The organism is Pseudomonas frederiksbergensis (genome assembly GCF_003732705.1).
Lineage (GTDB): Bacteria > Pseudomonadota > Gammaproteobacteria > Pseudomonadales > Pseudomonadaceae > Aquipseudomonas > Aquipseudomonas frederiksbergensis_F.
In genome coordinates, this window is the sequence record NZ_MOBR01000006.1 from 563,453 (window position 1) to 586,003 (window position 22,551).

The 22,551-nt window shown below is 61.6% G+C and carries 23 protein-coding genes; 11 read left to right on the forward strand and 12 right to left on the reverse strand.

Annotation, left to right across the window (positions count from 1 at the left end; translation table 11 throughout):
• Positions 1-92: 92 nt before the first annotated feature.
• From rnd to BK667_RS07615, 3 genes are all read left to right on the forward strand, one after another.
• Positions 93-1,226 carry a ribonuclease D gene (gene rnd, locus BK667_RS07605; RefSeq protein WP_123597215.1) on the forward strand — a complete coding sequence of 378 codons (1,134 nt, stop codon included), beginning with the start codon at positions 93-95 and terminating at the stop codon, positions 1,224-1,226.
• Positions 1,223-1,516, forward strand: a complete 294-nt coding sequence (locus tag BK667_RS07610) for a YcgL domain-containing protein (protein ID WP_007898694.1) — start codon at positions 1,223-1,225, stop codon at positions 1,514-1,516. The genes rnd and BK667_RS07610 overlap by 4 nt, the downstream gene beginning before the upstream one ends.
• A gap of 119 nt (positions 1,517-1,635) precedes the next feature.
• Positions 1,636-2,568 carry a D-2-hydroxyacid dehydrogenase gene (locus BK667_RS07615; protein ID WP_123507669.1) on the forward strand — a complete coding sequence of 311 codons (933 nt, stop codon included), beginning with the start codon at positions 1,636-1,638 and terminating at the stop codon, positions 2,566-2,568.
• A gap of 132 nt (positions 2,569-2,700) precedes the next feature.
• Here the strand turns inward: BK667_RS07615 and BK667_RS07620 are convergent, their stop codons facing one another.
• Positions 2,701-3,294 carry a nitroreductase family protein gene (locus BK667_RS07620; protein WP_123597216.1) on the reverse strand — a complete coding sequence of 198 codons (594 nt, stop codon included), beginning with the start codon at positions 3,292-3,294 and terminating at the stop codon, positions 2,701-2,703.
• A gap of 281 nt (positions 3,295-3,575) precedes the next feature.
• On the opposite strand from BK667_RS07620, the gene BK667_RS07625 reads away from it, so the two are divergent.
• On the forward strand, positions 3,576-4,025 hold the full coding sequence (locus BK667_RS07625) for a YcgN family cysteine cluster protein (protein ID WP_123597217.1): 450 nt from the start codon (positions 3,576-3,578) through the stop codon (positions 4,023-4,025).
• Between the two features lie 36 nt (positions 4,026-4,061).
• On the forward strand, positions 4,062-5,291 hold the full coding sequence (locus tag BK667_RS07630) for a hypothetical protein (RefSeq protein ID WP_123597218.1): 1,230 nt from the start codon (positions 4,062-4,064) through the stop codon (positions 5,289-5,291).
• Between the two features lie 121 nt (positions 5,292-5,412).
• On the opposite strand, the gene BK667_RS07635 is transcribed toward BK667_RS07630, so the two are convergent.
• The 5 genes from BK667_RS07635 to BK667_RS07660 all read right to left on the reverse strand — a co-directional run bounded on the left by BK667_RS07635 (position 5,413) and on the right by BK667_RS07660 (position 12,722).
• On the reverse strand, positions 5,413-5,790 hold the full coding sequence (locus BK667_RS07635; protein WP_123597219.1) for a YgaP family membrane protein: 378 nt from the start codon (positions 5,788-5,790) through the stop codon (positions 5,413-5,415).
• 79 nt (positions 5,791-5,869) lie between these two features.
• A complete protein-coding gene (locus BK667_RS07640) occupies positions 5,870-6,340 on the reverse strand; it encodes an RNA methyltransferase (protein WP_123597237.1) in 471 nt (156 codons plus the stop codon).
• Between the two features lie 608 nt (positions 6,341-6,948).
• On the reverse strand, positions 6,949-8,364 hold the full coding sequence (locus BK667_RS07650; RefSeq protein ID WP_123597221.1) for an efflux transporter outer membrane subunit: 1,416 nt from the start codon (positions 8,362-8,364) through the stop codon (positions 6,949-6,951).
• A complete protein-coding gene (locus BK667_RS07655; RefSeq protein ID WP_123597222.1) occupies positions 8,348-9,511 on the reverse strand; it encodes an efflux RND transporter periplasmic adaptor subunit in 1,164 nt (387 codons plus the stop codon). Before BK667_RS07655 ends, BK667_RS07650 begins: the two co-directional genes overlap by 17 nt.
• Complete coding sequence (locus BK667_RS07660) at positions 9,504-12,722, reverse strand: efflux RND transporter permease subunit (RefSeq protein WP_123597223.1); 3,219 nt, start codon at positions 12,720-12,722, stop codon at positions 9,504-9,506. Before BK667_RS07660 ends, BK667_RS07655 begins: the two co-directional genes overlap by 8 nt.
• Positions 12,723-12,949: 227 nt before the next feature.
• On the opposite strand from BK667_RS07660, the gene BK667_RS07665 reads away from it, so the two are divergent.
• Positions 12,950-13,354, forward strand: a complete 405-nt coding sequence (locus BK667_RS07665) for a PA0061/PA0062 family lipoprotein (RefSeq protein ID WP_123597224.1) — start codon at positions 12,950-12,952, stop codon at positions 13,352-13,354.
• A 136-nt stretch (positions 13,355-13,490) separates the two neighbouring features.
• Positions 13,491-13,901 (forward strand): PA0061/PA0062 family lipoprotein, encoded by a 411-nt coding sequence (locus BK667_RS07675; RefSeq protein ID WP_123507689.1) that lies wholly within the window; start codon positions 13,491-13,493, stop codon positions 13,899-13,901.
• Between the two features lie 196 nt (positions 13,902-14,097).
• Here BK667_RS07675 and BK667_RS07680 read toward each other — a convergent pair whose 3' ends face one another.
• The 4 genes from BK667_RS07680 to BK667_RS07700 form a co-directional block, all read right to left on the reverse strand.
• Positions 14,098-14,781, reverse strand: coding sequence for a response regulator transcription factor (locus tag BK667_RS07680; protein ID WP_123507691.1), 684 nt, complete (start codon positions 14,779-14,781; stop codon positions 14,098-14,100).
• A gap of 252 nt (positions 14,782-15,033) precedes the next feature.
• Complete coding sequence (locus tag BK667_RS07685; RefSeq protein ID WP_123507693.1) at positions 15,034-15,888, reverse strand: hypothetical protein; 855 nt, start codon at positions 15,886-15,888, stop codon at positions 15,034-15,036.
• A gap of 262 nt (positions 15,889-16,150) precedes the next feature.
• Entirely contained in the window at positions 16,151-16,522 is a 372-nt protein-coding gene (locus BK667_RS07695) for a YajD family HNH nuclease (RefSeq protein WP_008153129.1), read from the reverse strand.
• A 48-nt stretch (positions 16,523-16,570) separates the two neighbouring features.
• Complete coding sequence (locus BK667_RS07700; protein ID WP_123410584.1) at positions 16,571-17,257, reverse strand: spermidine synthase; 687 nt, start codon at positions 17,255-17,257, stop codon at positions 16,571-16,573.
• An 88-nt stretch (positions 17,258-17,345) separates the two neighbouring features.
• On the opposite strand from BK667_RS07700, the gene BK667_RS07705 reads away from it, so the two are divergent.
• Positions 17,346-17,636 (forward strand): hypothetical protein, encoded by a 291-nt coding sequence (locus tag BK667_RS07705; protein ID WP_123507695.1) that lies wholly within the window; start codon positions 17,346-17,348, stop codon positions 17,634-17,636.
• Here the strand turns inward: BK667_RS07705 and BK667_RS07710 are convergent.
• Together BK667_RS07710 and BK667_RS07715 are read right to left on the reverse strand one after the other, a co-directional pair.
• Positions 17,633-18,106: a cyclic nucleotide-binding domain-containing protein gene (locus tag BK667_RS07710; protein WP_123507698.1), complete on the reverse strand. Its 474-nt coding sequence runs from the start codon at positions 18,104-18,106 to the stop codon at positions 17,633-17,635. The genes BK667_RS07705 and BK667_RS07710 overlap by 4 nt on opposite strands.
• Positions 18,107-18,294: 188 nt before the next feature.
• Entirely contained in the window at positions 18,295-20,349 is a 2,055-nt protein-coding gene (locus tag BK667_RS07715) for a S9 family peptidase (RefSeq protein WP_123597225.1), read from the reverse strand.
• 248 nt (positions 20,350-20,597) lie between these two features.
• Between BK667_RS07715 and BK667_RS07725 the strand changes: the two genes are divergently transcribed.
• The 3 genes from BK667_RS07725 to BK667_RS07735 are packed head-to-tail and all read left to right on the forward strand — an operon-like array spanning position 20,598 to position 22,458.
• Entirely contained in the window at positions 20,598-21,095 is a 498-nt protein-coding gene (locus BK667_RS07725; RefSeq protein WP_123410589.1) for an MFS transporter, read from the forward strand.
• Positions 21,096-21,127: 32 nt separating this feature from the next.
• Entirely contained in the window at positions 21,128-21,904 is a 777-nt protein-coding gene (locus BK667_RS07730) for a class II glutamine amidotransferase (RefSeq protein ID WP_123507702.1), read from the forward strand.
• Positions 21,905-21,915: 11 nt separating this feature from the next.
• On the forward strand, positions 21,916-22,458 hold the full coding sequence (locus tag BK667_RS07735; RefSeq protein ID WP_123507704.1) for a DUF2937 family protein: 543 nt from the start codon (positions 21,916-21,918) through the stop codon (positions 22,456-22,458).
• Positions 22,459-22,551 lie beyond the last annotated feature (93 nt).

The window sequence follows — 22,551 nt, forward strand, 5'->3', positions numbered from 1 at the left end:
GCAGGTCTTTTCGCTAAAGCTCTTGTTCAGTGGATGCGCGGAAATCGCCGAGGGCGATATATACTGCGCGCCATTCTTCAAGGGAGAGCCGTGTGGCCATCGATATTCACTGGATTCGCGACAACGATAGCCTCGGTCAGTTTTGCGCCGAGTGGCAGCAGCTGCCATTCGTTGCCCTCGACACCGAATTCATGCGGGTCGACACCTTTTATCCGATCGCAGGCCTGCTGCAGATTGGCGATGGCGTACGCGCTTACCTGATTGATCCGCTGACCATCGACAACTGGCAGCCATTGGCCGCGTTGCTGGAAAACCCGGCCGTGGTCAAAGTCGTGCACGCGTGCAGCGAAGACCTCGAAGTCCTGTTGCGCCTGACTGGCAGCCTGCCGGCGCCGCTATTCGACACGCAACTGGCTGCGGCTTACCTGAACCTCGGTTTTTCCATGGGTTACTCGCGGCTGGTCCAGGAAGTGCTCGGCATCGACCTGCCCAAGGGCGAGACCCGTTCCGACTGGCTGCAACGTCCGCTCTCCGACACCCAGATCAGCTACGCCGCCGAAGATGCCCTGCACTTGGCGGAAGTCTACGTACGCCTGCAACCGAAACTGTCTGAAGACAAATACAGCTGGGTGCTGGAGGACGGCGCCGAACTGGTGGCCAACCTGCGCCGCGAGGTTGATCCGTACGAGGTCTACCGCGAAGCCAAACTCGCCTGGAAACTGTCCCGAGCCCAACTCGCGGTGTTGCGTGAACTGTGCGCCTGGCGTGAGCACGAAGCCCGTGCGCGGGATCTGCCGCGTAACCGCATCGTCCGTGAGCATTCCTTGTGGCCGTTGGCACGCACGCAACCGGACAACCTCGGTGCGCTGGCGAAAATCGAAGACATGCACCCGCGTACCGTACGTCAGGACGGCGAATTTCTGCTGGATCTGATCAAGCGTTCTGCCAGTGTGTCGCCTGATCAATGGCCGCCTGCGGTGCCGGAGCCATTGCCGGTGGACGCCGCCGTGTTGGTCAAGCAACTGCGGGCTATCGGCCAGGCCGAAGCCGAGCGCCTGAACATCGCGCCAGAATTGATGCTGCGCAAGAAAACCCTGGAAGCGCTGCTCAAGAGCGGCTACCCCAACGGTCCTTACCAATTGCCTGATTCGCTGCGTGGCTGGCGCCGCGAATTGATGGGCCAGGCGCTGCTCGACAGCCTGGCCACCGCCGGAGAACAGCCTTGAAACGTATTTGCTCCATTTACCGCAGCCTGAAGAAAAACGAGATGTACCTCTATGTGCTCAAAAGCGATGCACTGGAGCGCGTCCCGGAATCGCTGATGGCGGCGTTCGGCAAGCCCCATCACGCCTTCGACCTGGTGCTGACCCCTGAGCGCAAGTTGTCCCGCGAGGACATCACCGTGGTCCTGGAAAACCTTGAGAAGCAGGGTTACCACTTGCAGATGCCGCCAGCCGAGGACGAGTACATCGAACACTTGCCCGAAGAATTGCTGCGCCGCAACGACCCGATGTGATCGGCAGACAGGTTCTGTTCAGAACCTGTGTGAAAGACTGGAATGATTTTTATGATGGCCGCGGCGATGGAGTGATACTCCATCCGCGGTCGTCTGCACTGTTTTGAAAGGTTTGAACCATGCGCGTTCTGATTGCTGAACACGACCACCCTGTGTACGCCCAACTGCTGCGTCAGGCAGCACCCGAGCTGGACGTGCTGACCAGCGGTGATTCCGCCGAACTGGCGCGCCAGGCCGCTGATTGCCCGATCTGGCTCGGCCAGCCGGATTTGCTGGCGAACCTGCTGCGTCAGGGGCACCAGCCACAATGGCTGCAATCGACCTGGGCCGGCATCACGCCGCTGCTGGCCGATGGCTTGCCACGTCACTATCGCCTGACCCGGGCGGTGGGGATTTTCGGCCAGGTCATGGCTGAATACGTGTTGACCTATATGCTTGGCCACGAACGTGAGGTGCTGGCGCGGTTGGTCAGCCAGGTCGAGCGCAAGTGGGACAGTCGTCAGGGCCAGAGTCTGGCGGGGCGCAAAGTGTTGATCGTCGGCACCGGCGACATCGGCCAGACCGTGGCGAAGTTCCTCGTGCCGTTTGGCGTGGAGCTGTACGGCATCGCCAGCGAAGCCCGGGAGCAGGCACCGTTTGTGGAAGTGGCCGCACTGACCGACCTGCCGCGACTGGTCGGCGAAGTGGATTACGTGATCAATCTGCTGCCCAACACGCCTAACACCCATGACCTGTACGACGCGGCGCTGTTCAAGCAATTCAAACCGACGGGCGTGTTCATCAACGTCGGGCGCGGTGTGGCGGTGGTCGATGCGGACCTGGTGGAAGCCTTGAAAGAAGGGCATCTGGCGGGCGCGGTGATCGACGTTTGCCGTCAGGAACCGTTGCCACAACGCCATCCATTCTGGACCGCCTGGGGCCTACTCCTGACCGGCCACAGCTCGGCCCCCACCTCGCCAACAATGATGGTGAACCTGTTTGTCGAAAACCTGCGGGCATACGAGGCGGGCGAAGCGCTGCGCGGGGAAGTGGATTTCAATCGCGGGTATTGAACCCACGATGATCGTTCCCACGCTCTGCGTGGGAATGCCGCCAGGGACGCTCCGCGTTCCGCTTATGGAAGTGACGCAGAGCGTCACGGGATGCATTCCCACGCAGAGCGTGGGAACGATCGGGGTCGGGGGTTAGAGGGTGAAGCTGCCTTCAGCCGCGAGTTCGCTCAACGGCCGACGCGGGCTTGGTTCTTCCCGGGCTTGCAGGTATTCGGCCAGTGTCGCTTTGTCCCCCAGCTTGCCCACGGCAACCGCCGCGTGCAGCGCGTAGCCTTCGGGAATGTTCAGCTCTTTACGGGTCAGTTCCTGGTCGAAACCGGCCATGCCGTGGGTGTGCCAGCCGCTGATGCTCGCTTGCAGCGCCAGGTGGCCCCAGGCCGAACCGGTGTCGAAGGTGTGCCACAACGCCGGGGTTTCTTCGGTGGCGCCGGGCACCGCGAAGGTGGTTTTCGAGATCACGATCACCAGCGCCGAGGCGTGTTGCGCCCAGCCGCGGTTGAATTCATTCAGCAGGCCCAGGAAACGCTCCCAGTTCGGCGTATCGCGGCGCGCGTAGAGAAACCGCCAAGGCTGCGAGTTGTAGGCCGAAGGCGCCCAGCGCGCGGCTTCAAAGAAACTCAGCAGGGTTTCTTCCGGGATGGCTTCGCCGGTGAAGGCCCGTGGCGACCAGCGATCGGTGAACTGTGGGTGAATGGCATATTCGGCAACGCGTGGATTGGCACTCATGTAGAGGTTCCTTGCTACGTTTGGGTCAGGGAGTCGAAATAAAAACCAGCGGCCACAGTTGAGCTGAGCGATGAGGTTTTCTTGAGCCGTGGCAGTTCACCGGAATGCAACGCGGTTGCGCGTTAATGGCCTTCAGGTTTGGCTCGTTGCGACTGGCAAAGCTACTCGGCGGCGCAAAAACTGACAAGTGAAGTTCTACCGACAGTCGCCAGCGCTTGGCCCGCAAGGCCTTGGGCACTAGACTGGCGGCCTTTTCACCACCTGATGCAGATGCTTGAACCATGGCCGCCAACGTCGAACCGTTCTGGATACGCAAAACCCTCGATCAACTCGATCCCCAGGAATGGGAATCGCTGTGCGACGGCTGTGGCCTGTGCTGCCTGCAAAAGCTCGAAGACGAAGAAGACAACAGCGTCTACTACACGCGCATCGCCTGCAAACTGCTGGACCTGACAACCTGCCAGTGCACGGACTACCCGAACCGCCGCGAGTTTGTGCCGGACTGCATCCAGCTCACCCCGGGCAAGGCCGAAGAGTTCCAGTGGCTGCCGCCGACCTGCGGCTATCGGCTGGTCAGCGAGGGCAAGGACCTGCCACTGTGGCACCACCTGGTGTGCGGCGATCGCGATGCGGTGCACCACGAACGTATTTCCCAGTCCGGACGCATGCTCGCCGAAGGCAGCGTGCCGGAAGACGATTGGGAAGATCACCTGATTTTCCGCGCGGGTTAAAGGTCCGTCGGGCTAACGTGTTACGAAGGAGTGTCTATGGCTGTGGGATTGCGGCTGGCGTTGGCCGTCGGGGCATTGGCCCTGAGTTCGTGCGTGTGGGCGGCGAAGAAGGTCGATCTGGATTACCACGTGCGCCTGTTGCCGCAAAGCGATCAGGCCGAAGTGCGCCTGACCCTGGCCAAAGGCTCGGCGGTGCGCAGCCTGGATTTTGACCTGGGCGACGGCAGCCACTACAGCGATTTCAAGGCTGACGGCCAATGGCAGCTCACGCCGGGTCAAACCACCCGGGGCGTCTGGCACCCGGCCGCCGACAAGGCCAGCCTGACCTACCGCGTGCGCATCAGCCACGGGCGCAAGAACGGCAGCTTCGACACACGCATGACGCCGAATTGGGCATTGATGCGCGGCGACGACCTGGTGCCGGCCGCCAAGCTCGATCAGCAGGATGGCATCGAACTGGTGTCACGCCTTGAATTCGAATTGCCCAACGGCTGGAAAAGCGTCGAAACCGCCTGGCCGCGGATCGGCAAGAACACATTCCGCATCAACAACGTCTCTCGACTGTTCGACCGGCCGACCGGCTGGATGCTCGCCGGCCACCTCGGCAGCCGCCGCACCCGGTTGGGCGAAACCGAAGTTACCGTCGCCTCGCCGCTGGGGCAGGGCATGCGCCGCATGGACGTGCTGACGCTGCTGACCTTTGTCTGGCCGCAAGCCCAGGCGGTGTTCCCCCGTCACCCGAGCAAGTTGCTGATCGTCGGCGCCAATGACCCGATGTGGCGTGGCGGCCTGGCAGCGCGGGAATCGATCTACCTCAACAGCCGTTTGCCGCTGGTCAGCGAAAGCGGCACCAGCGTGCTGGTGCGGGAATTGGTCCAGGTATTCGGGCGGGTCAACGACAAACAGCACAGCGACTGGATCAGCGAAGGCCTGGCCGAGTATTACGCCATCGAACTGGTGCGCCGTGCCGGTGGCATGAGTGATGAGCGTTATGAGAGTTTGCAGAAGAAGTTGGCCAAGGACAGCCAGAAGGTGACGACGTTGCGGGGGGCGCAGGTCAACCCGGCGCAGATTGCCAAAGCGGTGTTGTTGCTACAGGAGCTGGATCAGGAGATTCGAATCAAGACCCGCAACAAGCGGTCGCTGGATGATGTGCAGCGCGGTGCGATGCATTTGGAGAGCGTCGACACCAAGGAATTTGTGCAGCTCAGTGAAAGCGTGATCGGCGAGTCTTCCAAAGTCCTCGATTCCGAACTCCTGAACTGATCGTTCCCACGCTCCGCGTGGGAATGCAGCCCGGGACGCTCCGCGTCCCTTTCCAGCCTGGAACGCGGAGCGTCCCTGGAGGCGTTCCCACGCAGAGCGTGGGAACGATCGGGGTGGAGTTTTAAACCCCGGCTTTCGGTGATTTCAACGAATCATTACCGGTCAAGGTCGCCGTTTTGGTCGCCGCCTCGGCATTGGCCTTCAACTGATTCAACTCCTCACCCGCCCGCTGAATCTTCGCCCGCACGTTGTTCATGTCCTGGCGACTCTTCTCCAGCAGGCTTTTCACCGAGCTGTGCCCGGTAATGCCACGAGCCAGCGCCACGCCGCCAATCGCCACTTGAATCAAGCCAAACACACCGCCACGACGCAGGCCCTTGCCGACCATCACCACGCCGCCAGCCAGGGAACCGATGCGTTCCCAGCCCTCGACGTTCTGTTCATGGCGAGTCTGGAACGGGGTGGATTCGATGCGTTCTACACGTTTGAGTTCGCTCATGATCTGTCTCCATGCGTTCAGGAATGATAGTTAGCTGACTGCCAGGGGCGGCCGCTTGTTCCATCCAATGTGCGGTGATTCAGCGGAATTTCGAGCCCGAGCGGGTGTTCAACCCCTTGGCCATGCGGTCGTACAGCACGACGTTGACGGTGGCCGCCAGGTTCATGCAACCGGTGGTCGGGATGTAGACCACGTCTTCGCACCAGTCGCGAATCTCTTTATCCAGCGAGCCGTCTTCCGGGCCGAAGATGTAGAGGGCGCGATCCGGGTGGGTGTACTCCGGCAGCGAACGGGCGCCTTCCACCAGTTCCACGGCGACTGGCACACAGCCCAGGGGCAGGATCTTTTTCAAGTCGTCGATGCCGATCAGCGGGATGTCGTAGTGCACGCGCTTGGTGTCGGTGACGAAATCGGCGGCGCGATCATAGCGCTTACCGGTATAGAACACCGACGCCACGCCATAACAGCCAGCGGCGCGCATCACCGAACCGACGTTCTCCGGTGACTTGGGGTTATACAAACCAATGCAGCTGTACCGTTTATCTGCCACGAGCGGGGTGCCTTCGGGAAAAAGAGGGCGATTATACGGGGATTGCCGCAGGGTGGTCAGTTTGTAGATTGATGGTGGCAGTGCGGCCGTCATCGCGAGCAAGCTCGCTCCCACAGGGGATTTGGGTCGAGCACAAATATGGCGCCTGGCGCACAACCCATGTGGGAGCGAGCCTGCTCGCGAAAGCGGTGGTTCATCCAACAGGGATGTCGACTGACACAGCCCCTTCGCGAGCAGGCTCGCTCCCACAGGAAATTTGGGGCGAGCACAAATATGGCGCCCGGCGCACAACCCATGTGGGAGCGAGCTTGCTCGCGAAAGCGGTGGTTCATCCAACAGGGATGTCGACTGACACGGCCCCTTCGCGAGCAAGCCCGCTCCCACAGGGGATTTGGGGCGAGCACAAATATGGCGCCCGGCGCACAACCCATGTGGGAGCGAGCCTGCTCGCGAAAGCGGTGGGTCATCCAACAGGGATGTCGACTGACACAGCCTCTTCGCGAGCAGGCTCGCTCCCACAGGAGATTTGGGGCGAGCACAAATATGGCGCCCGGCGCAGAAACCATGTGGGAGCGAGCTTGCTCGCGATAGGGCCCGTCCAGCCAACATCAATCTGCGCCGCTGTTCCAACCCCCACCCAACGCCACCACCAACCCGACACTCGCCTGCAACTGCCGTGTCCGCAACGTCTGCAACCGCCGCTGCGCCTGCAACGCCGAGGTCTGCGCGGTCACCACGTCCAGATAATTCACCGCCCCCGCTTCATAGCTGTTCATCGCCAATGTCTGCGTGCGTTGCGCGGCATCGACCGCCGCTTGCTCATCCTCCGCCTCCCGTTGCAGATCGCGCAGTTGCCCGAGGTTGTCCTCGACCTCGCGCACCGCGCGCAGCACCTGGCTGCGGTAATGCGCGGCGGCTTCTTCGAATTCGGCCTTGGCCTGACGTTCGTTGGCATCGAGGCGACCGCCATCGAAAATCGGCAAATTGACCAACGGCCCCAGCGCCCAATAGCGATTGCCGGCGGCCAATAGATTTCCACTCCCAGCGGTTTGCCCGCCGAGCAGGCCGGTCAAGCTGAAGTCCGGGTACCAAGCCGCGCGAGCGACGCCGATATTGGCGTTGGCGGCAAACACTCGGCGTTCGGCGGCGGCGATGTCCGGGCGGCGTTGCAGCAGGGTGCTTGGGAGTGCGTCGGGGACAGAAGGCACATTCAATCGCTGATCGTTCGCAGTGAGCTGGAAAACACTCGCCGGCTCACCCACCAATTCTCCAATCGCATGCTCGGCCAGATCCCGTTGCGCTCGCACATCGTCCATTTGCGCCCGGGCCTCGGCCAGTTGGCTTTGCGCGCGGGTCAGGTCGAGTTCCGAGGCGATGGCGCCTTCGTAGCGGTCACGGGTCAGTTGCAACGCCTGGGTGTAATCGTCGAGGGAGCGGGTGAGAATTCCGTTCTGCGCATCCAGTCCCTTGAGCTGGATGTACAACGTGGCCAGTTGCTGTTGCAGGCTCAACCGAGCGGCGGCCAAGTCGTCTGCCGAAGCCGCCACCTGGGCATCACCCGCCGCCACTTGATTACGAATCCGCCCCCACAAATCAAGGTCGAAACTCAGTGCGAACCCGGCCGTGTCGCTGTTGTACACCGACGGCTGATTGCTGCCGCGCAGCGGTTTGCCGTCCGACTGACGCTGGCGCAACGGCTGGGCGCTGGCGCTGATCTGCGGGAACAACCCGGCATGCAACTGCCCGGCATACGCCTGCGCAGCATCAAAATGTGCAAGGGCCGCCGCCAGGTCCGGGTTGGCCTTGAGCAATTGCTGTTGCAGGTCGTTCAGGCGCGGATCTTCATACAACTGCCACCAGTGCGACGAAACCTGCCGGTCCGGTTCAGCCAAATGCCACGGCCCATCACTGGCCTGCTCGCGATACTGCGCCGGCAAGTCGATGACCGGCGCCTTGTACGCCGGCGCCATCGAACACCCCTGCAACGCCAGCGCCATGATCAGCAGCTCAAGCCTTGGGCGCATGCACACCTCCAGCGTCGGCCAGTTGCACGACATCGCCTTCACGCAGCGCATCCGGCGGGTTATCCACCACCCGATCCGCCGGTTTCAAGCCCTGATCGATCACCAGCCGCTCCCCCAGATCCAGACCGATATGAATGTCACGCAAGTGCACGTGATTATCCGGATCCAGCACCGCCACTTGCGTGCCCTGAGCGCGGAAGATCAACGAACTGGCCGGAATGCTCACACCATGGGTATCCGCCGGAATCTGCAAGGTCGCCTCGGCGTAGTCGCCGGGCAACAGCGCGCCGTCCGGGTTATCCGCGACAAACTGCGCGAGCAAGGTGCCGGAGCGCCGGTCAACCGCCGTGGAATCGCCGATCAACCGCGCGCTGAAGTGCTCGCCGGGATGCTCCGGCACGATCAATTCGGCCTGCATGCCAGGGCGGATCACGCTGGCGTAATTCTGCGGCACCGGCACGTAGAGGCGCAGTTGATGGGTGTCGGCGATGTCGAACAACTGCGGATCGCTGTCACTGTCAGCCTTGATCAACTGACCGATGTCGGTGTTGCGCGCGGTGATGGTCCCGGCGAACGGCGCGCGGATGGTTTTGTATTCCTCCAGCGCCGACAGCCGCGCGTAATCGGCCGCCGCAGCATCAGCGTTGGCCTTGGCGGCGGCCGCATTGGAGCGTTTTTCATCGGCTTCCTGGCGCGACACCGAGTGCGTTGCCAGCAGGTTTTGCCAACGGCTTGCGGTGGTTTCGGCCAGACGCGCATTGGCCTGTTCCTGGATCAGCCGGGCACGGGTTTGCGCCACTTGTTGATCGAGGTCCGGGCTGTCGATCTCGGCCAGAATCTGCCCGGCCTTCACATGGGCGCCGATGTCGGTTTTCCAGTCCTTGAGGTAACCGCTGACCCGGGCATGGATCGGCGCTTTGCTCCACGCCTCCAGATGCGCCGGCAAGCGCAGGCTGTCGCCGTGCACGTTCTGTTGCGGCTGGAACACGCTGACCAATGGCATGGCGGCGGTTTCGGTCCAGGCCGCCACGGCTTTCTCGTGGCGGGTGCGGGCGGCCAGACCGTTGGCCACCAGCAACGCGGCCAGGGTCAGGCCACCGACCCCCACCCACATCAGGCGTTTGCGCGACGGTTTTTGATCAGACATGAGAGCTTTCTCCAACAACAGCGCGAGATGATTGACGTCCGTGAACCAGGCTGAACACCACCGGGACGAACAGCAAAGTGGCGGTGGTGGCGAGGATCAGCCCGCCGATCACAGCGCGGCCCAACGGCGCGTTCTGTTCTTCGGACAGGGCCAGCGGCAACATGCCGATGATCATCGCCAGGGCGGTCATGCACACCGGGCGGAACCGGGTGTAACCACCTTCGAGCGCAGCCTTGAGTGCATCGCCGTGTTCGGCCAGGCGTTCACGACAGAAGCTCACCACCAAAATCGAGTTGGCCGTGGCCACGCCCATGCACAGGATCGCCCCGGTCAGCGCCGGCACCGACAGCGAGGTGCCACTGAGAAACAGCATCCACACAATCCCGGCAAGGGCGGCGGGCAGGGCGGTGATGATCACGAACGGATCGACCCACGACTGGAAGTTGACCACGATCAGCAGGTAGATCAGCACCACCGCGCCGAGCAGGCCGAAGCTCAAACCGCTGAAGGCTTCGTGCAACGCATCGATCTGCCCATGCAGGCTGATCACCGCGCCTTTGGGCCGCATCGAGGCGGTGTCATCCAGGACTTTCTGAATGTCCTTGGCCACGCCGCCGAGGTCACGGCCCTGCACGTTGGCGTACAAATCCAGGGTCGGCATGATGTTGTAGTGGCTGACCACCGCCGGGCTCTGCACCCGGGAAATACTCGCCAAACCGCCGAGGATCTGCGATTGCCCGTCACTGCCGGTCACCGGCAAGGCTTCTAGCGACGGCAGGCTGTCGAGGCGATATTGCGGGGTGGCGGCGACCACCCCGTAAGACACGCCGTTGGCCGGGTTGAGCCAGAAGGTCGGCGCGGTCTGCGAGCTGCCGGCCAGGGACGCGACCATGCTGTTGGTCACGTCGCGTTCAGTGATGCCCAGGCCATTGGCCCGCAGACGATCGACGTTGACCTGCAACGACGGATAACCGGTGGACTGCTGGATGCGCAAGTCAGCGACCGCGGCCACATGTTGCAGGCGTCGTTCCAGCTCCACGGCGTAGGCGCGGTTAGCCTCGTCGTTGGGGCCGGAGATTTTCACGTCCAGCGGTGCCGGGGCGCCGAAGTTGAGGATCTGGCTGCTGATGTCCGCTGGCAGGAACGCAAAGTGACTGCCGGGAAAACTTTCGGGCAAGGCTTCGCGCAGGCGTTTCACATAATCGGCGGTGGGACTGTGGTCGGTTTTGAGGCTGACCTGGATGTCACCGTCCTGCGGGCCGATGGTGCCGCTGTTGCTGTAGGCCATGTCGATGCCGCTCAGCGGGATGCCGATGTTGTCGACGATGGTGTCCAGTTGCTCGGCGGGGATGATCTCGCGGATCCGCGCTTCGATACGGTCGAACGCCGCCGCGCTTTCCTCGATCCGCGTGCCCAGCGGCAAGCGCACATGCAGCGATAACGCGCCAGCATCGGTGGCCGGGAAGAAGTCCTCGCCCAGGCTCGGCAACAGCGCAAACGATGCCAGCACACAGGCGAGGAACCCCAGCAGGAAACGCTTGCGGTATTCCAGCGCCAGTTCCAGCAATCCGAAATAAGTGTCCCGCAGGTTGGAGAAATGCCGCTCGAAACCCTGCTGGAAATTCAGCACCCGTTGCAGCAATGGATGGTGGGTTTTGCGGTGCTGCTCACCTTCGTGATGGTTGATGAATTCATCTTCCGGGTGATGCCCCGGACCTTGTTCTGGCCTATGCGGTTTGAGCAAAAACATCGCCAGCGTCGGCACCAAGGTCCGCGACAAAATAAAGGAACTGGCCATGGCAAAAATCACCGCCAGCGCCATTGGCCGAAACAAATAACCGGCGATGCCCTGCAACAGAAACATCGGCACGAACACGATGCAAATGCACAGCAGCGAGACGAAGGCCGGGCCGACAATCTGCTTCGCGCCGTCGAGGATCGCGGTCTTCACCGCTTTGCCTTGTTCCAGGTGCCAGTTGATGTTCTCGATGGTCACCGTGGCATCGTCCACCAGAATCCCCACCGCCAACGCCAGCCCGCCGAGGGTCATGACGTTGAGGGTCTGGCCGCTGGCGGCGAGCAGGGCGATGGCCGACAACACCGCCAGGGGAATCGACGCCGCGATGATCAGGGTTGAACGCCAACTGCCGAGGAACAGCAGGATCATTGCACTGGTCAGCAGCGCGGCGATGATGCCTTCCTTGGCCACGCTGCCCACCGACTGTTTGACGAACACCGACGCATCGCCCAGCAGCGAAGTCTTCAGTGACGACGGCACGGTTTCGTTGATGCGCGGCAGCATTTGGCGGATGCCATCGATGATCGACAGCGTGGAAATATTGCCGTTCTTCAGCGCCGGCATCAGCACCGCGCGGCGACCGTCGACTCGCACGATGTTGGTCTGCGGCGGCGAGCCATCGCGCACGTGAGCGACCTGGCCGATGGTGATCAGCGCGCCGTCGACGGTTTTGATCGGCAGGTCATTGAGTTCGTCGATGGCTTTCGGGCTGTTGTTCAGCAGCACTGTGTATTCGTTGGGGCCGAGCTTGGCGGTGCCCACCGGGATGATCTGGTTCTGCGCGGCCAACGCATTGCCGACGTCCTGGGCCGAGAGGCCTTTGGCAGCCAGGGCTTGCGGGTCGAGATCGAGGGTGATCTGCCGTTGCTTGCCGCCCATCGGCGTGGGGATTGCCAGCCCTGGTACCGACGTCAGCGGCAGGCGGATGTTGTTCTGCACCAGGTCGCGGATCTTCGCTTCCGACAGCGTGGGGCTGGAAAACGCCATCTGCAAAATCGGCACGGTTGAGGCGCTGTAGTTGAGGATCAGCGGCGGGGTGATGCCCGGTGGCATCTGTTTGAGCACAGTCTGCGACACCGCCGTGACCTGGGCGTTGGCGGTGCGGATATCGACGCCCGGCTGGAAGAAAATCTTGACGATGCCCATGCCCGGCAGGGATTGCGACTCGATGTGCTCGATGTCGTTGACCGTGGTGCTCAGGGAGCGTTCATAGGTGTAGATCACCCGCCCGGCCATGTCCTGGGGCGCCAGGCCGTTGTACTGCCAGACCACTGCGATTACTGGAATGCCGATGTCGGGAAACACATCGGTGGGCGTACGCAGGGCCGCCATGGGCCCGATGATGCAGATGAAAATTGCCAGCACGATAAACGTGTAGGGCTTGAGCAGTGCGGTCTTTACCAGCCCGAGCATGCCGTAAACCTCCGAGGTCTTGAAATGCAATTGCCGGGCAGTCTTGCGTGTGCAACTTAAAGATTTGCCTTCACGGGGATGAAGAAATTTTTAACGTTTTCCTGAAAAACCTTTCATGGGTCTTCATTTGTCCAAAGCGCTCTAGCCCGCCACTCTTAACCTCAAGTCGAGCGCCCACCGCCACGCCTGGCGGCGGCCTCGGCGTCCATTTTTCGAGGTGTTTTCCCATGACATTCAAACCCCTTTTACTGCTTCCGGGCCTGGGCCTGATGTGTCTGTTGTCGGCGTGTGCGGGACCGATGCCCAAGGCTGACCCGAGCGAAGCCTTTATAGGTCTGGAACAACCGGGAAGCGCCGATTTGCTGGCGCAGCGGATCGATGGCCAACAGGTCAGTGACGGACGCTACTTCGAGGTCAAGCCGGGCGCGCATCGTCTGGACATGACACTGGTCAGCGGCGCGGACGGCAACTCGCTGGACCTCAATTGCACGGGGCGCCTGAACTACAGCGAGTTCAAGGCCGGCGAGCACTACCAGATCAATGCGTCGAGCGAGGGGCTGAAAGCGGGTGTCAGCCTGACGGATTCCCACGGTAACCAAGTGGCGCAGAGCAGGGGCTTCCTGTGCTCCTGAGCCTGCACAAAACCTGTGGGAGCGAGCTTGCTCGCGATGAGGCCCCCACATTCAACATCTCTATTGACTGACCCGCCGCTATCGCGAGCAAGCTCGCTCCCACAGGGGACGGCGGTGTATGAAGGAATTCATTCCAATGACATTTAAACAACTGCTGTTGATTCCCGGCCTGAGCGTGGTTTGTCTGCTGTCCGCCTGCGCTGGCCCGATGCCAAAACCCGATCCGGGCATGGCCTGGATCGGGCTTCAGGAAGAGTCGCCCAATGACATGCTGGCGGAGCGGGTGGACGGTCAGCGCATTGATGACGGTCGCTTCTTTGAAGTGACGCCCGGTGCCCATGATCTGGCGGTGACGTTGTTCGAGATTCCGAGCGGTGATTCGAACCAGGAGGATTGCGAGGGCAAGGTGCATTTCACGCAGTTTAAGGCGGGTGAGCATTATCGATTGGTGGAATCGAGTCTGGGGCAGGAGGTGAGTGCGCGGCTTGAGGATTCCCGCGGCAAGCAATTGGCGCAGACTGGCGATTTTCAGTGCATGCCCGGTTGAACACCGACCCGTAGGAGCAAAGCTTGCTCGCGATGGCGTCCTCGAAACCGCTATCGCGAGCAAGCTTTGCTCCTACGGGCGATGGTGTTGTCGAAACGGCTATCGCGAGCAAGCTTTGCTCCTACGGGCGATGGTGTTGTCGAAACGGCTATCGCGAGCAAGCTTTGCTCCTACAAGGGCATGGCGATTGAACGGTTTATAGCGGCTCGGCAATCACATACCCCGACCCCCGCATCGTGCGAATCAACGGCGGTAAACCCGGTGGGTCGATCTTCTTGCGCAACCGACCGATGTGCACGTCGATCAGGTTGGTACCCGGGTCGAAGTGATATCCCCAGACCTCTTCGAAAATCATCATCCGCGACAGAATCTGCCCCGGATTGCGCATCATGAATTCCAGCAGTTTGTACTCGGTGGGCAGCAGGCTCAGCGGCTGGTTGGCACGATTGGCCTCGTGGCTGATCAGGTCGAGTTCCAGGTCGGCGATGCGCAAGGTCGTTTCGAAGGTTTTGACCGGGCTCTTGCGTCGCAGCAACACTTCGACCCTGGCCGCCATCTCGTCGGTGGCGAACGGCTTGGCCAGGTAATCATCGCCGCCGGCACGCAAGCCGCGCACCCGTTCATCGACGTCGGAGAGGGCGCTGATCATCAGTATCGGCGTGGCCACGCCGATGGCCCGCAGCGTTGTGACAATCGCCAGGCCATCCAGCTCGGGAAGCATGCGGTCGAGGGTGATCAGGTCGTAATTGCCACTGACCGCGCTCACCAGCCCTTCGCGTCCATTGCTCACCCAATCCACTTCAAAGCCATGGCTTTGCAGTTCAGTGACGATTTCCCTGGCGGTCACGGCATCGTCTTCGATGGTCAGGATTCGGGACATGTCGGTTACCTATGCAGAGTTCCGGATGCCACGATTTTGCCAATAAACGGGTATCGACTTTCTGATGAAAGTTTCATGTTGCGATACAAGGGAAATGCGCTAGGCGGCCAGCGCTTTCTCATGCGTGGCCCCGATCCCCTGTGGGAGCGAGCTTGCTCGCGATAGCGGTTGGCCAGTCAACATTGATGTTGAATGTGATGCCGCCATCGCGAGCAAGCTCGCTCCCACAGGGTGTATGCGTCTGACCGGGGATTACTGGGTTGCTGGCAACATCGCTTTGAGCTTGGCCATCATGGAGGCAGGCGCATCGGTGATCTTGTTGCCCGCCGGGTCCTTGCTACCCGAGCCGCTGGTGTCTACACCCGACAGGATTTCCGCCAGATTATTGAAGTGCCCGTCTTTCTTCTTGCCCCCGGCGGCGACATCGCCCTTGTCGTACTGGGTCAACGCGTCCTGCAGGGTCTGGTGCTGGGTCAACCATTCGGGCTTGGTCTTTTCCTCGGGGCTCATGTTGTCGAGGAAATTCAGCGCAGCTTTGGCCCGGCCGATCGGATCATTGGCGAACGGGTCTTTCCAGTTTTTCTTTTGCTCTTCAGGGCCGCTGTAGTGACCCGACGCCAGCCGCGCCTGCTGTTGCATCAGCGCTTTGGCCGCTTCCTGCTCATCGCTGGAAAACTTGCCGCCTTCGTTGGTGGCCACGGCATTCAGCGAGCGGCGATCCAGATCGCCCATCAACGCATTCTTGTCTTCCACGCTGCCGTTGTAAGGCTTTTCCCCGGCCTTCATCTGCGCGTACTTGTCGTCCATGCGCTTGCGCGCATCCACGGCCACGTCCGCGAAGGTCTTGTCCTTGGAACTGGACACCGCGCCCGGCTGGGTCACGCCCAGCACCAGGGCGTCCGCGTTCATGCCCGCACGGACCGGAAAGTACGGCGCGTTGTTGCCGATCGAACCGCTGTAGTCGGTGGATTTTTTCGAGAGACTGACCGCGTCATCGGTCTTGGCGTCTTTGGCCGCCTGCTCGGTGGCGCCGGGTTTAGCCCTGGCCTGGGCCGCCGCGCCATAAGCCAGCATCGCCGGGCTGTTGAAGGTTGAGGAGACGTTCATCGTTCGCTGCCTTGCGTGTATTGATGCTGATACATCGCAAGAACAGTGCCAGCAGGGAGAAGGGCAGCGGGAGGGCAGGTTTGTAGCGGTTTTGACATGTTTGCGCTGCGGCAAGGATTGCCGGGAGCGGCAAGTTATTGCCGCTTGAAACACAAAACCCCTGTGGGAGTGAGCCTGCTCGCGAATGCGGTGGGTCAGTCAGCAGTGATGTTGACTGACATGGCCTATTCGCGAGCAGGCTCGCTCCCACAGGGATTGGGGGTCAGTCTTCTTTCTTCATCAGTCCAGCCAGCGCCGCAAACGGGTTGTGCGTCGCCTTGGCGATTTTCGGGCTGCTCAGTGAGCCTTCGTCGAAGTACTGCTGATCGGTGTAGCGCGAGTGTTCGTTGTCGTGGCAATACAGGCACAACAGTTCCCAGTTCGAGCCGTCCTGTGGGTTGTTGTCGTGGTTGTGGTCGCGGTGGTGCACGGTCAGTTCGCTGAGGCGCTTGCCGGAGAATTCACGGGCGCAGCGGCCGCACACGTGCGGGTACATCTTCAGGGCCTTGTCGCGGTAACCCATTTCCTTGTCGCGCTGGTTGTCGGCGAGGATGCGATCCAGCTTCGAGGTATTGGTTGGCGTTGACGAACTCATGGGTTCACCTTTGTAAAAGACTAATGACGGTTATGTTCAGAGTTTAGCTCAGCCCTTGAGCTTCTCGGCAATCCAGATTGTATGGCGCGTGCCTTTGTTGCCGTGGGCGAAGACCTGGACTTCTTCGGCCTTGAAACCGGCCTTCTTCAATTTGTCGGAGAACTGCTTGTCGGCGCTGGCCGACCACACCGCCAGCACGCCTTTGGGCCGCAGGGCCTTGGCGCAGGCACTCAGGCCGCCGGATGAGTAGAGCCAGCTGTTGGCCCGTTGGGTCAGGCCTTCGGGGCCATTGTCGACGTCGAGCATGATCGCGTCGAAACCTTGGGGCTCGGCTTGCAACACCTTGGCCACGTCTTCCATGCGGATCACCGTGCGCGGGTCGAGCAACGGGTTGCCGGCCTTTTCCCCCAGCGGCCCGCGATTCCACTCGACCACGCCGGGCACCAGTTCGGCGACCACCACTTCAGCGGTCTTGCCCAGGTGCTTGAGGGCGGAGGCGAGGGTGAAACCCATGCCCAGGCCACCGATCAACACGCGCGAATTCGGTCGGCCGGCGACCTTGCGGCACGGGATCTCGGCCAGGGCGTCTTCGGAGCCGTGCATGCGGGTGTTCATCAGTTGCCCGCCGTCGCCACCCTGGATCTTGATGACGAAATCCTCACCGTATTCGAACAGGCACAAGGCACCGCCGTTTTCAGGGATGGGGGCGGTGTCGAGCAGAACGAAACGTTTCATGGCAGGCTCTTGGGCAAAATTGGCATAAGGCAAACGGACGCAGTTGGGAGTAGCCTGCAAGCAGACAACAAGGCCAACGGAGCCATTGATGAAGCGCACCATTCTAACGGTCATTGCCTTGGCCGCGCTCTCGATAACTGCAGTGCAGGCCCAGCAGCAGCAAACCATGCCCACCAGCCCGGCGCCGATGTCCGGTTCACCCGGCACCGCGACCCCCACGCCGTACCCGCAGATTACCCCCACCAGCGTGCCCAGGACCGGGCCTGGCAGCGGCGGCCCGCCACTGGTGCCGATTGAAATGCCCAGCCCTCCGACCAAGGACCAGCCGTTGCCGGGCCTTGAACCGAACAGCACGAAGATCAAGTCGCCAGGGGGTTAAACCTGTTGCGAGAGCAGTTGCCCGTCCGCCATGCGCAGGCGTTTTGACAGCGAGACGGCGAGGGCGCGGATGATCTTGGCGGCGATTTTCGGTGCGTCGTTGAGCATTTTTTCCAGCGAGTCCTTGCCCAGGTTGAGTAGCTGGCAGTTGCTCGCCGCGACACAACTGGCCGAGCGCCGCTCGCCGTCGAGCACGGCCATCTCGCCGAACGCCCGACCGCTGCGCAGGGTGGCCATGATCACCGTTTGCCCGTCGCTGTTGGTCTTCTGCACCGACACCTGGCCGGTATGGATGATGCACATGAAACTGCCGGCATCGCCCTCGTGAAAGATCGCTTCGCCCTGGGCGATGGTGCTGATGCTGAAATAACCGGAAGCGGCGGCGAAGTCGGCCGGCAGCAGCTGATCGAACAGGCCGCAGTCCATCAGCCAGTCGCGAATTTCGTTGTTCAGTAAGGTCGGTTCTGACATGTCGTCACGGTCTTTTTTGTTTTTTGCTGAATGATGCTCGTATCCCTGTAGGAGCGAGGCTTGCCCGCGAAGGCGTCGTGTCAGCCAACATAGATGTTGAATGTTGCGGCCTCTTCGCGGGCAAGCCTCGCTCCTACAAGGGTAGGTCGGCGTACGGGGTTTAAGACCCGTACACCGGGCCAAGTTCCTCAGGCAATGCCCAAAACCTTGAAAACAAATGCGTATTCGAGGGCTACGTCACGTAATCCCTGGTAACGCCCGCTCATGCCGCCATGCCCGGCACCCAGTTCGGTCTTGAGCAGCAGGGGATTGTCGTCGGTTTTGGTCGCGCGCAATTTCGCCACCCACTTGGCCGCTTCCCAGTACTGCACGCGACTGTCGTTGTAGCCGGCGATCACCAGCGTGGCTGGATACGCCTGGGCGGTGACGTTTTCGTACGGGGCGTAGGCCTTGATCCGATCATAGACGTCCGGCTCTTCAGGATTGCCCCATTCGTCGTATTCAGTGACGGTCAGCGGCAAATCCGGGTCGAGCATGGTGTTGAGCACATCGACGAACGGCACCTCGGCAATCGCCGCCGCGAACAGCTCTGGACGCTGATTCAGCACCGCGCCGATCAGCAAACCCCCGGCGCTGCCGCCGCTGATCGCCAATTGCGGCGCAGTGGTGAAGCCGTTGGCGATCAAATGCTCGGCGCAGGCGATGAAGTCGCTGAACGTGTTGTGTTTGTGTTCCTGCTTGCCGGCGCGGTACCAGGCTTCCCCCAGTTCACCGCCGCCACGCACGTGGGCGATGGCAAACGCCACGCCGCGATCCAGCAGGCTCAGGCGCGCGTGGGAGAACCACGGGTCGAGGCTTTCGCCGTAGGCGCCGTAGCCGTACAGATACAGCGGCGTCGGCTTGCCGAGGGCTTCGCGTTTGACCACCAGGCTGATCGGCACCTGCGTGCCGTCCGGCGCGGTCGCCCACAGGCGTTGGCTGACGTAGGCATCGGCGTCGAACGGGCCGAGCACCGGGGTTTCCTTGAGGACTTTCTGCTCGCCGGTGGCCAGTTCCAACTGACGAACCTGCGCCGGACGGTTCAGCGCTTCGTAACGCAGGCGAATCTTGTCGCTGACGAATTCCAGACTGTTTTGCACATGCAGGCTGTAGGCCGCGTCCGGCAATTGCACGCGATAAGGCGCCAAACCTTGTGGGCGAACCTCGATGATCGGCAAGCCACCTTCGCGCAGGCTCAGGGTCACGGCTTCGACGTTCAGGCTCAGGCCTTCGATCATCACCGTGTCGCTGTGGGGGATCAGGTTCTGCCAGTCGGCCTCGGTCGGCGCCACGCCAGTATCGGCGGCGGTGTAGAGGGCGAAGTTGATGCCGTCGCGGTTGCTGCGAATGAACCAGGTCCATTGGCCGTCGAGGGCGCCGTGATCGACGTCGTATTCGTGATCCTCGACCCGTGGCGCCAGGCAGGTAAAGGGCTGGTGCGGCTGGAAGGCGTCGAGCACCCAGACTTCGCTGGTGGTCTTGCTGCCCAGGGACAGCAGCAATTGCTGTTCGGAGCTTGAGCGGTAGCAATGCAGGAAGAATCGCCCGTCCGCCTCATGGAACACTTCTTCGGCCGCCGTGCCGTCCAGCCGATAGCGCATCAGCTTGTGCGGGCGATGAGTGTCGTCCAGTTCGCCGAAAAACAGCGTCACGCTGTCGTTGGCCCAGGTCATGCTGCCGTCGCAGTCCTGGAATTCCAGTTCGCTGACACGGCCGTTGGACAATTCCTTCACGAACAGCGTGTAAATCTCATCGCCCGTGGTATCGAGGCTGTAGGCCAGGCGCTGGTGGTCCGGGCTGATGCTGAACGCGCCGAGGGAGAAAAAACCGCCCTTGGCCAGTTCGTTCGGGTCCAGCAGCAGGTGTTCCTGGCTTTCGTCGATGAGCAGGCTGTCATCCGCCGGGCGCGGGCAGCGGTAGTGACGAGCGTATTCATCACCCGCCGTGGTGCGGGTGTAATACAGGTACGGGCCCCACGGCGAGGGCAGGGACAGGTCGGTTTCGAGAATCCGGCCCTTGATCTCCTCGAACAGGGTTTCGCGCAGCCCGGCCTGATCGGCGGTTTGTGCTTCTTGATAGCTGTTTTCAGCCTTCAGGTAGTCGAGCACCGCGTCGGTGTCGCGCTCCTGGAGCCAGGCATACGGGTCAACCCCTTCGGCCTTGCGGGCAATCGGGGCGCTGGTGACGTTGGCGGATAAGGGCATGAAGGGCTCTCGGACAATGTACGGAATAAGGGTTTCGCAGACATTCGGCAAATCTAGAGGCCTGTGCGGATCCTGTGGGAGCGAGCTTGCTCGCGATGAGGCCAGTACATTCAATATCAATGTTGTCTGGCAGTCCGCCATCGCGAGCAAGCTCGCTCCCACAGGTTCTGTGTCTGGACCGACTGGTATTGGGACAAGCCGGACGGGCGAAAAGTCGTTACTATAAGCGCCTCTTTGCCTGCCTTGCCATGGACACCATGACCGAGAACGACTATCTGATCGCTTGGGGCCTCTACGCCTTTGCCGCTTTAGGCTGCCTGTTGGTGTGGATGCGCCTGACCCGCTGGATGTGGCGCTACCTGCGCGAGCCGCTGCGGTTGCTGGTGGCGGTGTTGCTGTTCAGCCCGACCATCATCGATCCGGTGAAGGAAAAGGTTGCCCCGGCCATCGCCATCACCGCCCTGGACCTGGCGTTCAAGGTGGGCAACAACGCCTGGCGGGCAATTTCCGATCTGTTCATGTACGGCATGATCGCGTTCGGCCTGTATCTGATTTTCGTGCTGATCCGCTTTCCTATCGAGCGTGCGTCCAACGCCCGCAAGGAACAGGCTGCCGCCGCCAAGGCCGCGATCAAGCCTGACGACTACGAAGACGAGCAACCGTTCGGCGTGGCCGGCGATGACCGCTATGGCCGTCCGCCGATCCCGAACAACCCCCAGCGTTCGCGCATCGAACCGCGTTTGTAACCTTGCCCCAGCATTGAAGCGAGAGTCCGAGCATGTGTGAGTTATTGGGCATGAGCGCCAATGTCCCGACCGATATCGTGTTCAGCTTCACCGGGCTGATGCAGCGCGGCGGGCGTACCGGGCCGCACCGTGACGGCTGGGGCATCGCCTTCTATGAGGGCCGTGGACTGCGCCTGTTCCAGGACCCGGCGGCGAGCAGCGAGTCGGAAGTGGCCAATCTGGTGCAGCGCTACCCGATCAAGAGCGAAGTGGTGATCGGGCATATCCGCCAGGCCAACGTCGGTAAGGTCTGCCTGTCCAACACCCACCCGTTCGTGCGCGAGTTGTGGGGGCGCAACTGGTGTTTCGCCCACAACGGCCAGCTCGCGGACTTCGAACCGATCAAGAGTTTCTACCGCCCGGTCGGCGATACCGACAGCGAAGCGGCGTTCTGCGATTTACTCAACCGCGTGCGCGCCGCGTTTCCTGAACCAGTGGAAATCGAAGAACTGCTGCCGGACCTGGTGGCCGCCTGCGCCGAGTACCGCAGCAAAGGCGTGTTCAACTGCCTGCTCAGCGACGGCGACTGGCTGTTCTGCTATTGCTCGACCAAACTGGCGCAGATCACCCGTCGCGCCCCATTCGGCCCGGCACGCCTGAAAGACGTCGATGTGATCGTCGACTTTCAGGCCGAAACCACGCCCAACGACGTGGTCACGGTGATTGCCACCGAACCCTTGACCGAAAACGAAACCTGGACCCGCTACGAACCGGGCCAATGGAGCCTTTGGCGACGCGGCGAATGCGTCAGCCAGGGCAAGACCGAATAAGGACTTCCCCCATGTTGCTCAGTTATCTACGGCTGGTGTTGTTTGCGGCGGGCCTGTTGATCGGTGTCCAGGTGCCGGGGTTCATCAGCGATTACGCCAAGCGGGTTGAGGCGCATCTGATTGAGGCGCAGACCGGTTTGAGTGGCTTCCAGGGCACGGCCAACCAATTTTTCAAGGGTGATATGCAGGCCTTGGTCGCGCATTACCGTGCGAGCGAAGACCCGATCTTTCGCAGCGATGCCGACAGCCTGAGCAATTTGCTCACCCGTCAATTGGCGTTGGATAAACAGTTCCAGGCGATGCAAGGCCCGTGGTACATCCGCTTCCTGCAAGTGGCGCTGGCGGCGGATCCGGACATTCGCAAGGAAACCTGGAACGGCTACAGCTACCAGATCCTGCTGACCCCGGAAGCGATGATCTGGGGCATGAGCGGGGCGTTGTTGCTGTCGTTCGGCATTGAATGCCTGTTCCGGCTGATCGACTGGGTGGTGCTGGGCGGCAAACGCCTGCGCCAGAGCCGGCCGATTGAAGACCGGGATGTACGGGGGTTGTAAGAAAAAAGATCACAGCCCCCTTGTAGGAGCGAGGCTTGCCCGCGAAGGCGGCGTGTCAGTCGACATCAACGTTATTTGACACGACGCCTTCGC

Excerpts from the sequence above, each read along its gene's own strand:
- BK667_RS07615 (WP_123507669.1), top strand. The coding sequence starts at position 1,636 with ATGCGCGTTCTGATTGCTGAACACGACCACCCTGTGTACGCCCAACTG.
- BK667_RS07620 (WP_123597216.1), bottom strand. The coding sequence starts at position 3,294 with ATGAGTGCCAATCCACGCGTTGCCGAATATGCCATTCACCCACAGTTC.
- BK667_RS07625 (WP_123597217.1), top strand. The coding sequence starts at position 3,576 with ATGGCCGCCAACGTCGAACCGTTCTGGATACGCAAAACCCTCGATCAA.
- BK667_RS07630 (WP_123597218.1), top strand. The coding sequence starts at position 4,062 with ATGGCTGTGGGATTGCGGCTGGCGTTGGCCGTCGGGGCATTGGCCCTG.
- BK667_RS07635 (WP_123597219.1), bottom strand. The coding sequence starts at position 5,790 with ATGAGCGAACTCAAACGTGTAGAACGCATCGAATCCACCCCGTTCCAG.
- BK667_RS07650 (WP_123597221.1), bottom strand. The coding sequence starts at position 8,364 with ATGCGCCCAAGGCTTGAGCTGCTGATCATGGCGCTGGCGTTGCAGGGG.
- BK667_RS07655 (WP_123597222.1), bottom strand. The coding sequence starts at position 9,511 with ATGTCTGATCAAAAACCGTCGCGCAAACGCCTGATGTGGGTGGGGGTC.
- BK667_RS07660 (WP_123597223.1), bottom strand. The coding sequence starts at position 12,722 with ATGCTCGGGCTGGTAAAGACCGCACTGCTCAAGCCCTACACGTTTATC.
- BK667_RS07665 (WP_123597224.1), top strand. The coding sequence starts at position 12,950 with ATGACATTCAAACCCCTTTTACTGCTTCCGGGCCTGGGCCTGATGTGT.
- BK667_RS07675 (WP_123507689.1), top strand. The coding sequence starts at position 13,491 with ATGACATTTAAACAACTGCTGTTGATTCCCGGCCTGAGCGTGGTTTGT.
- BK667_RS07680 (WP_123507691.1), bottom strand. The coding sequence starts at position 14,781 with ATGTCCCGAATCCTGACCATCGAAGACGATGCCGTGACCGCCAGGGAA.
- BK667_RS07685 (WP_123507693.1), bottom strand. The coding sequence starts at position 15,888 with ATGAACGTCTCCTCAACCTTCAACAGCCCGGCGATGCTGGCTTATGGC.
- BK667_RS07695 (WP_008153129.1), bottom strand. The coding sequence starts at position 16,522 with ATGAGTTCGTCAACGCCAACCAATACCTCGAAGCTGGATCGCATCCTC.
- BK667_RS07700 (WP_123410584.1), bottom strand. The coding sequence starts at position 17,257 with ATGAAACGTTTCGTTCTGCTCGACACCGCCCCCATCCCTGAAAACGGC.
- BK667_RS07705 (WP_123507695.1), top strand. The coding sequence starts at position 17,346 with ATGAAGCGCACCATTCTAACGGTCATTGCCTTGGCCGCGCTCTCGATA.
- BK667_RS07710 (WP_123507698.1), bottom strand. The coding sequence starts at position 18,106 with ATGTCAGAACCGACCTTACTGAACAACGAAATTCGCGACTGGCTGATG.
- BK667_RS07715 (WP_123597225.1), bottom strand. The coding sequence starts at position 20,349 with ATGCCCTTATCCGCCAACGTCACCAGCGCCCCGATTGCCCGCAAGGCC.
- BK667_RS07725 (WP_123410589.1), top strand. The coding sequence starts at position 20,598 with ATGGACACCATGACCGAGAACGACTATCTGATCGCTTGGGGCCTCTAC.
- BK667_RS07730 (WP_123507702.1), top strand. The coding sequence starts at position 21,128 with ATGTGTGAGTTATTGGGCATGAGCGCCAATGTCCCGACCGATATCGTG.
- BK667_RS07735 (WP_123507704.1), top strand. The coding sequence starts at position 21,916 with ATGTTGCTCAGTTATCTACGGCTGGTGTTGTTTGCGGCGGGCCTGTTG.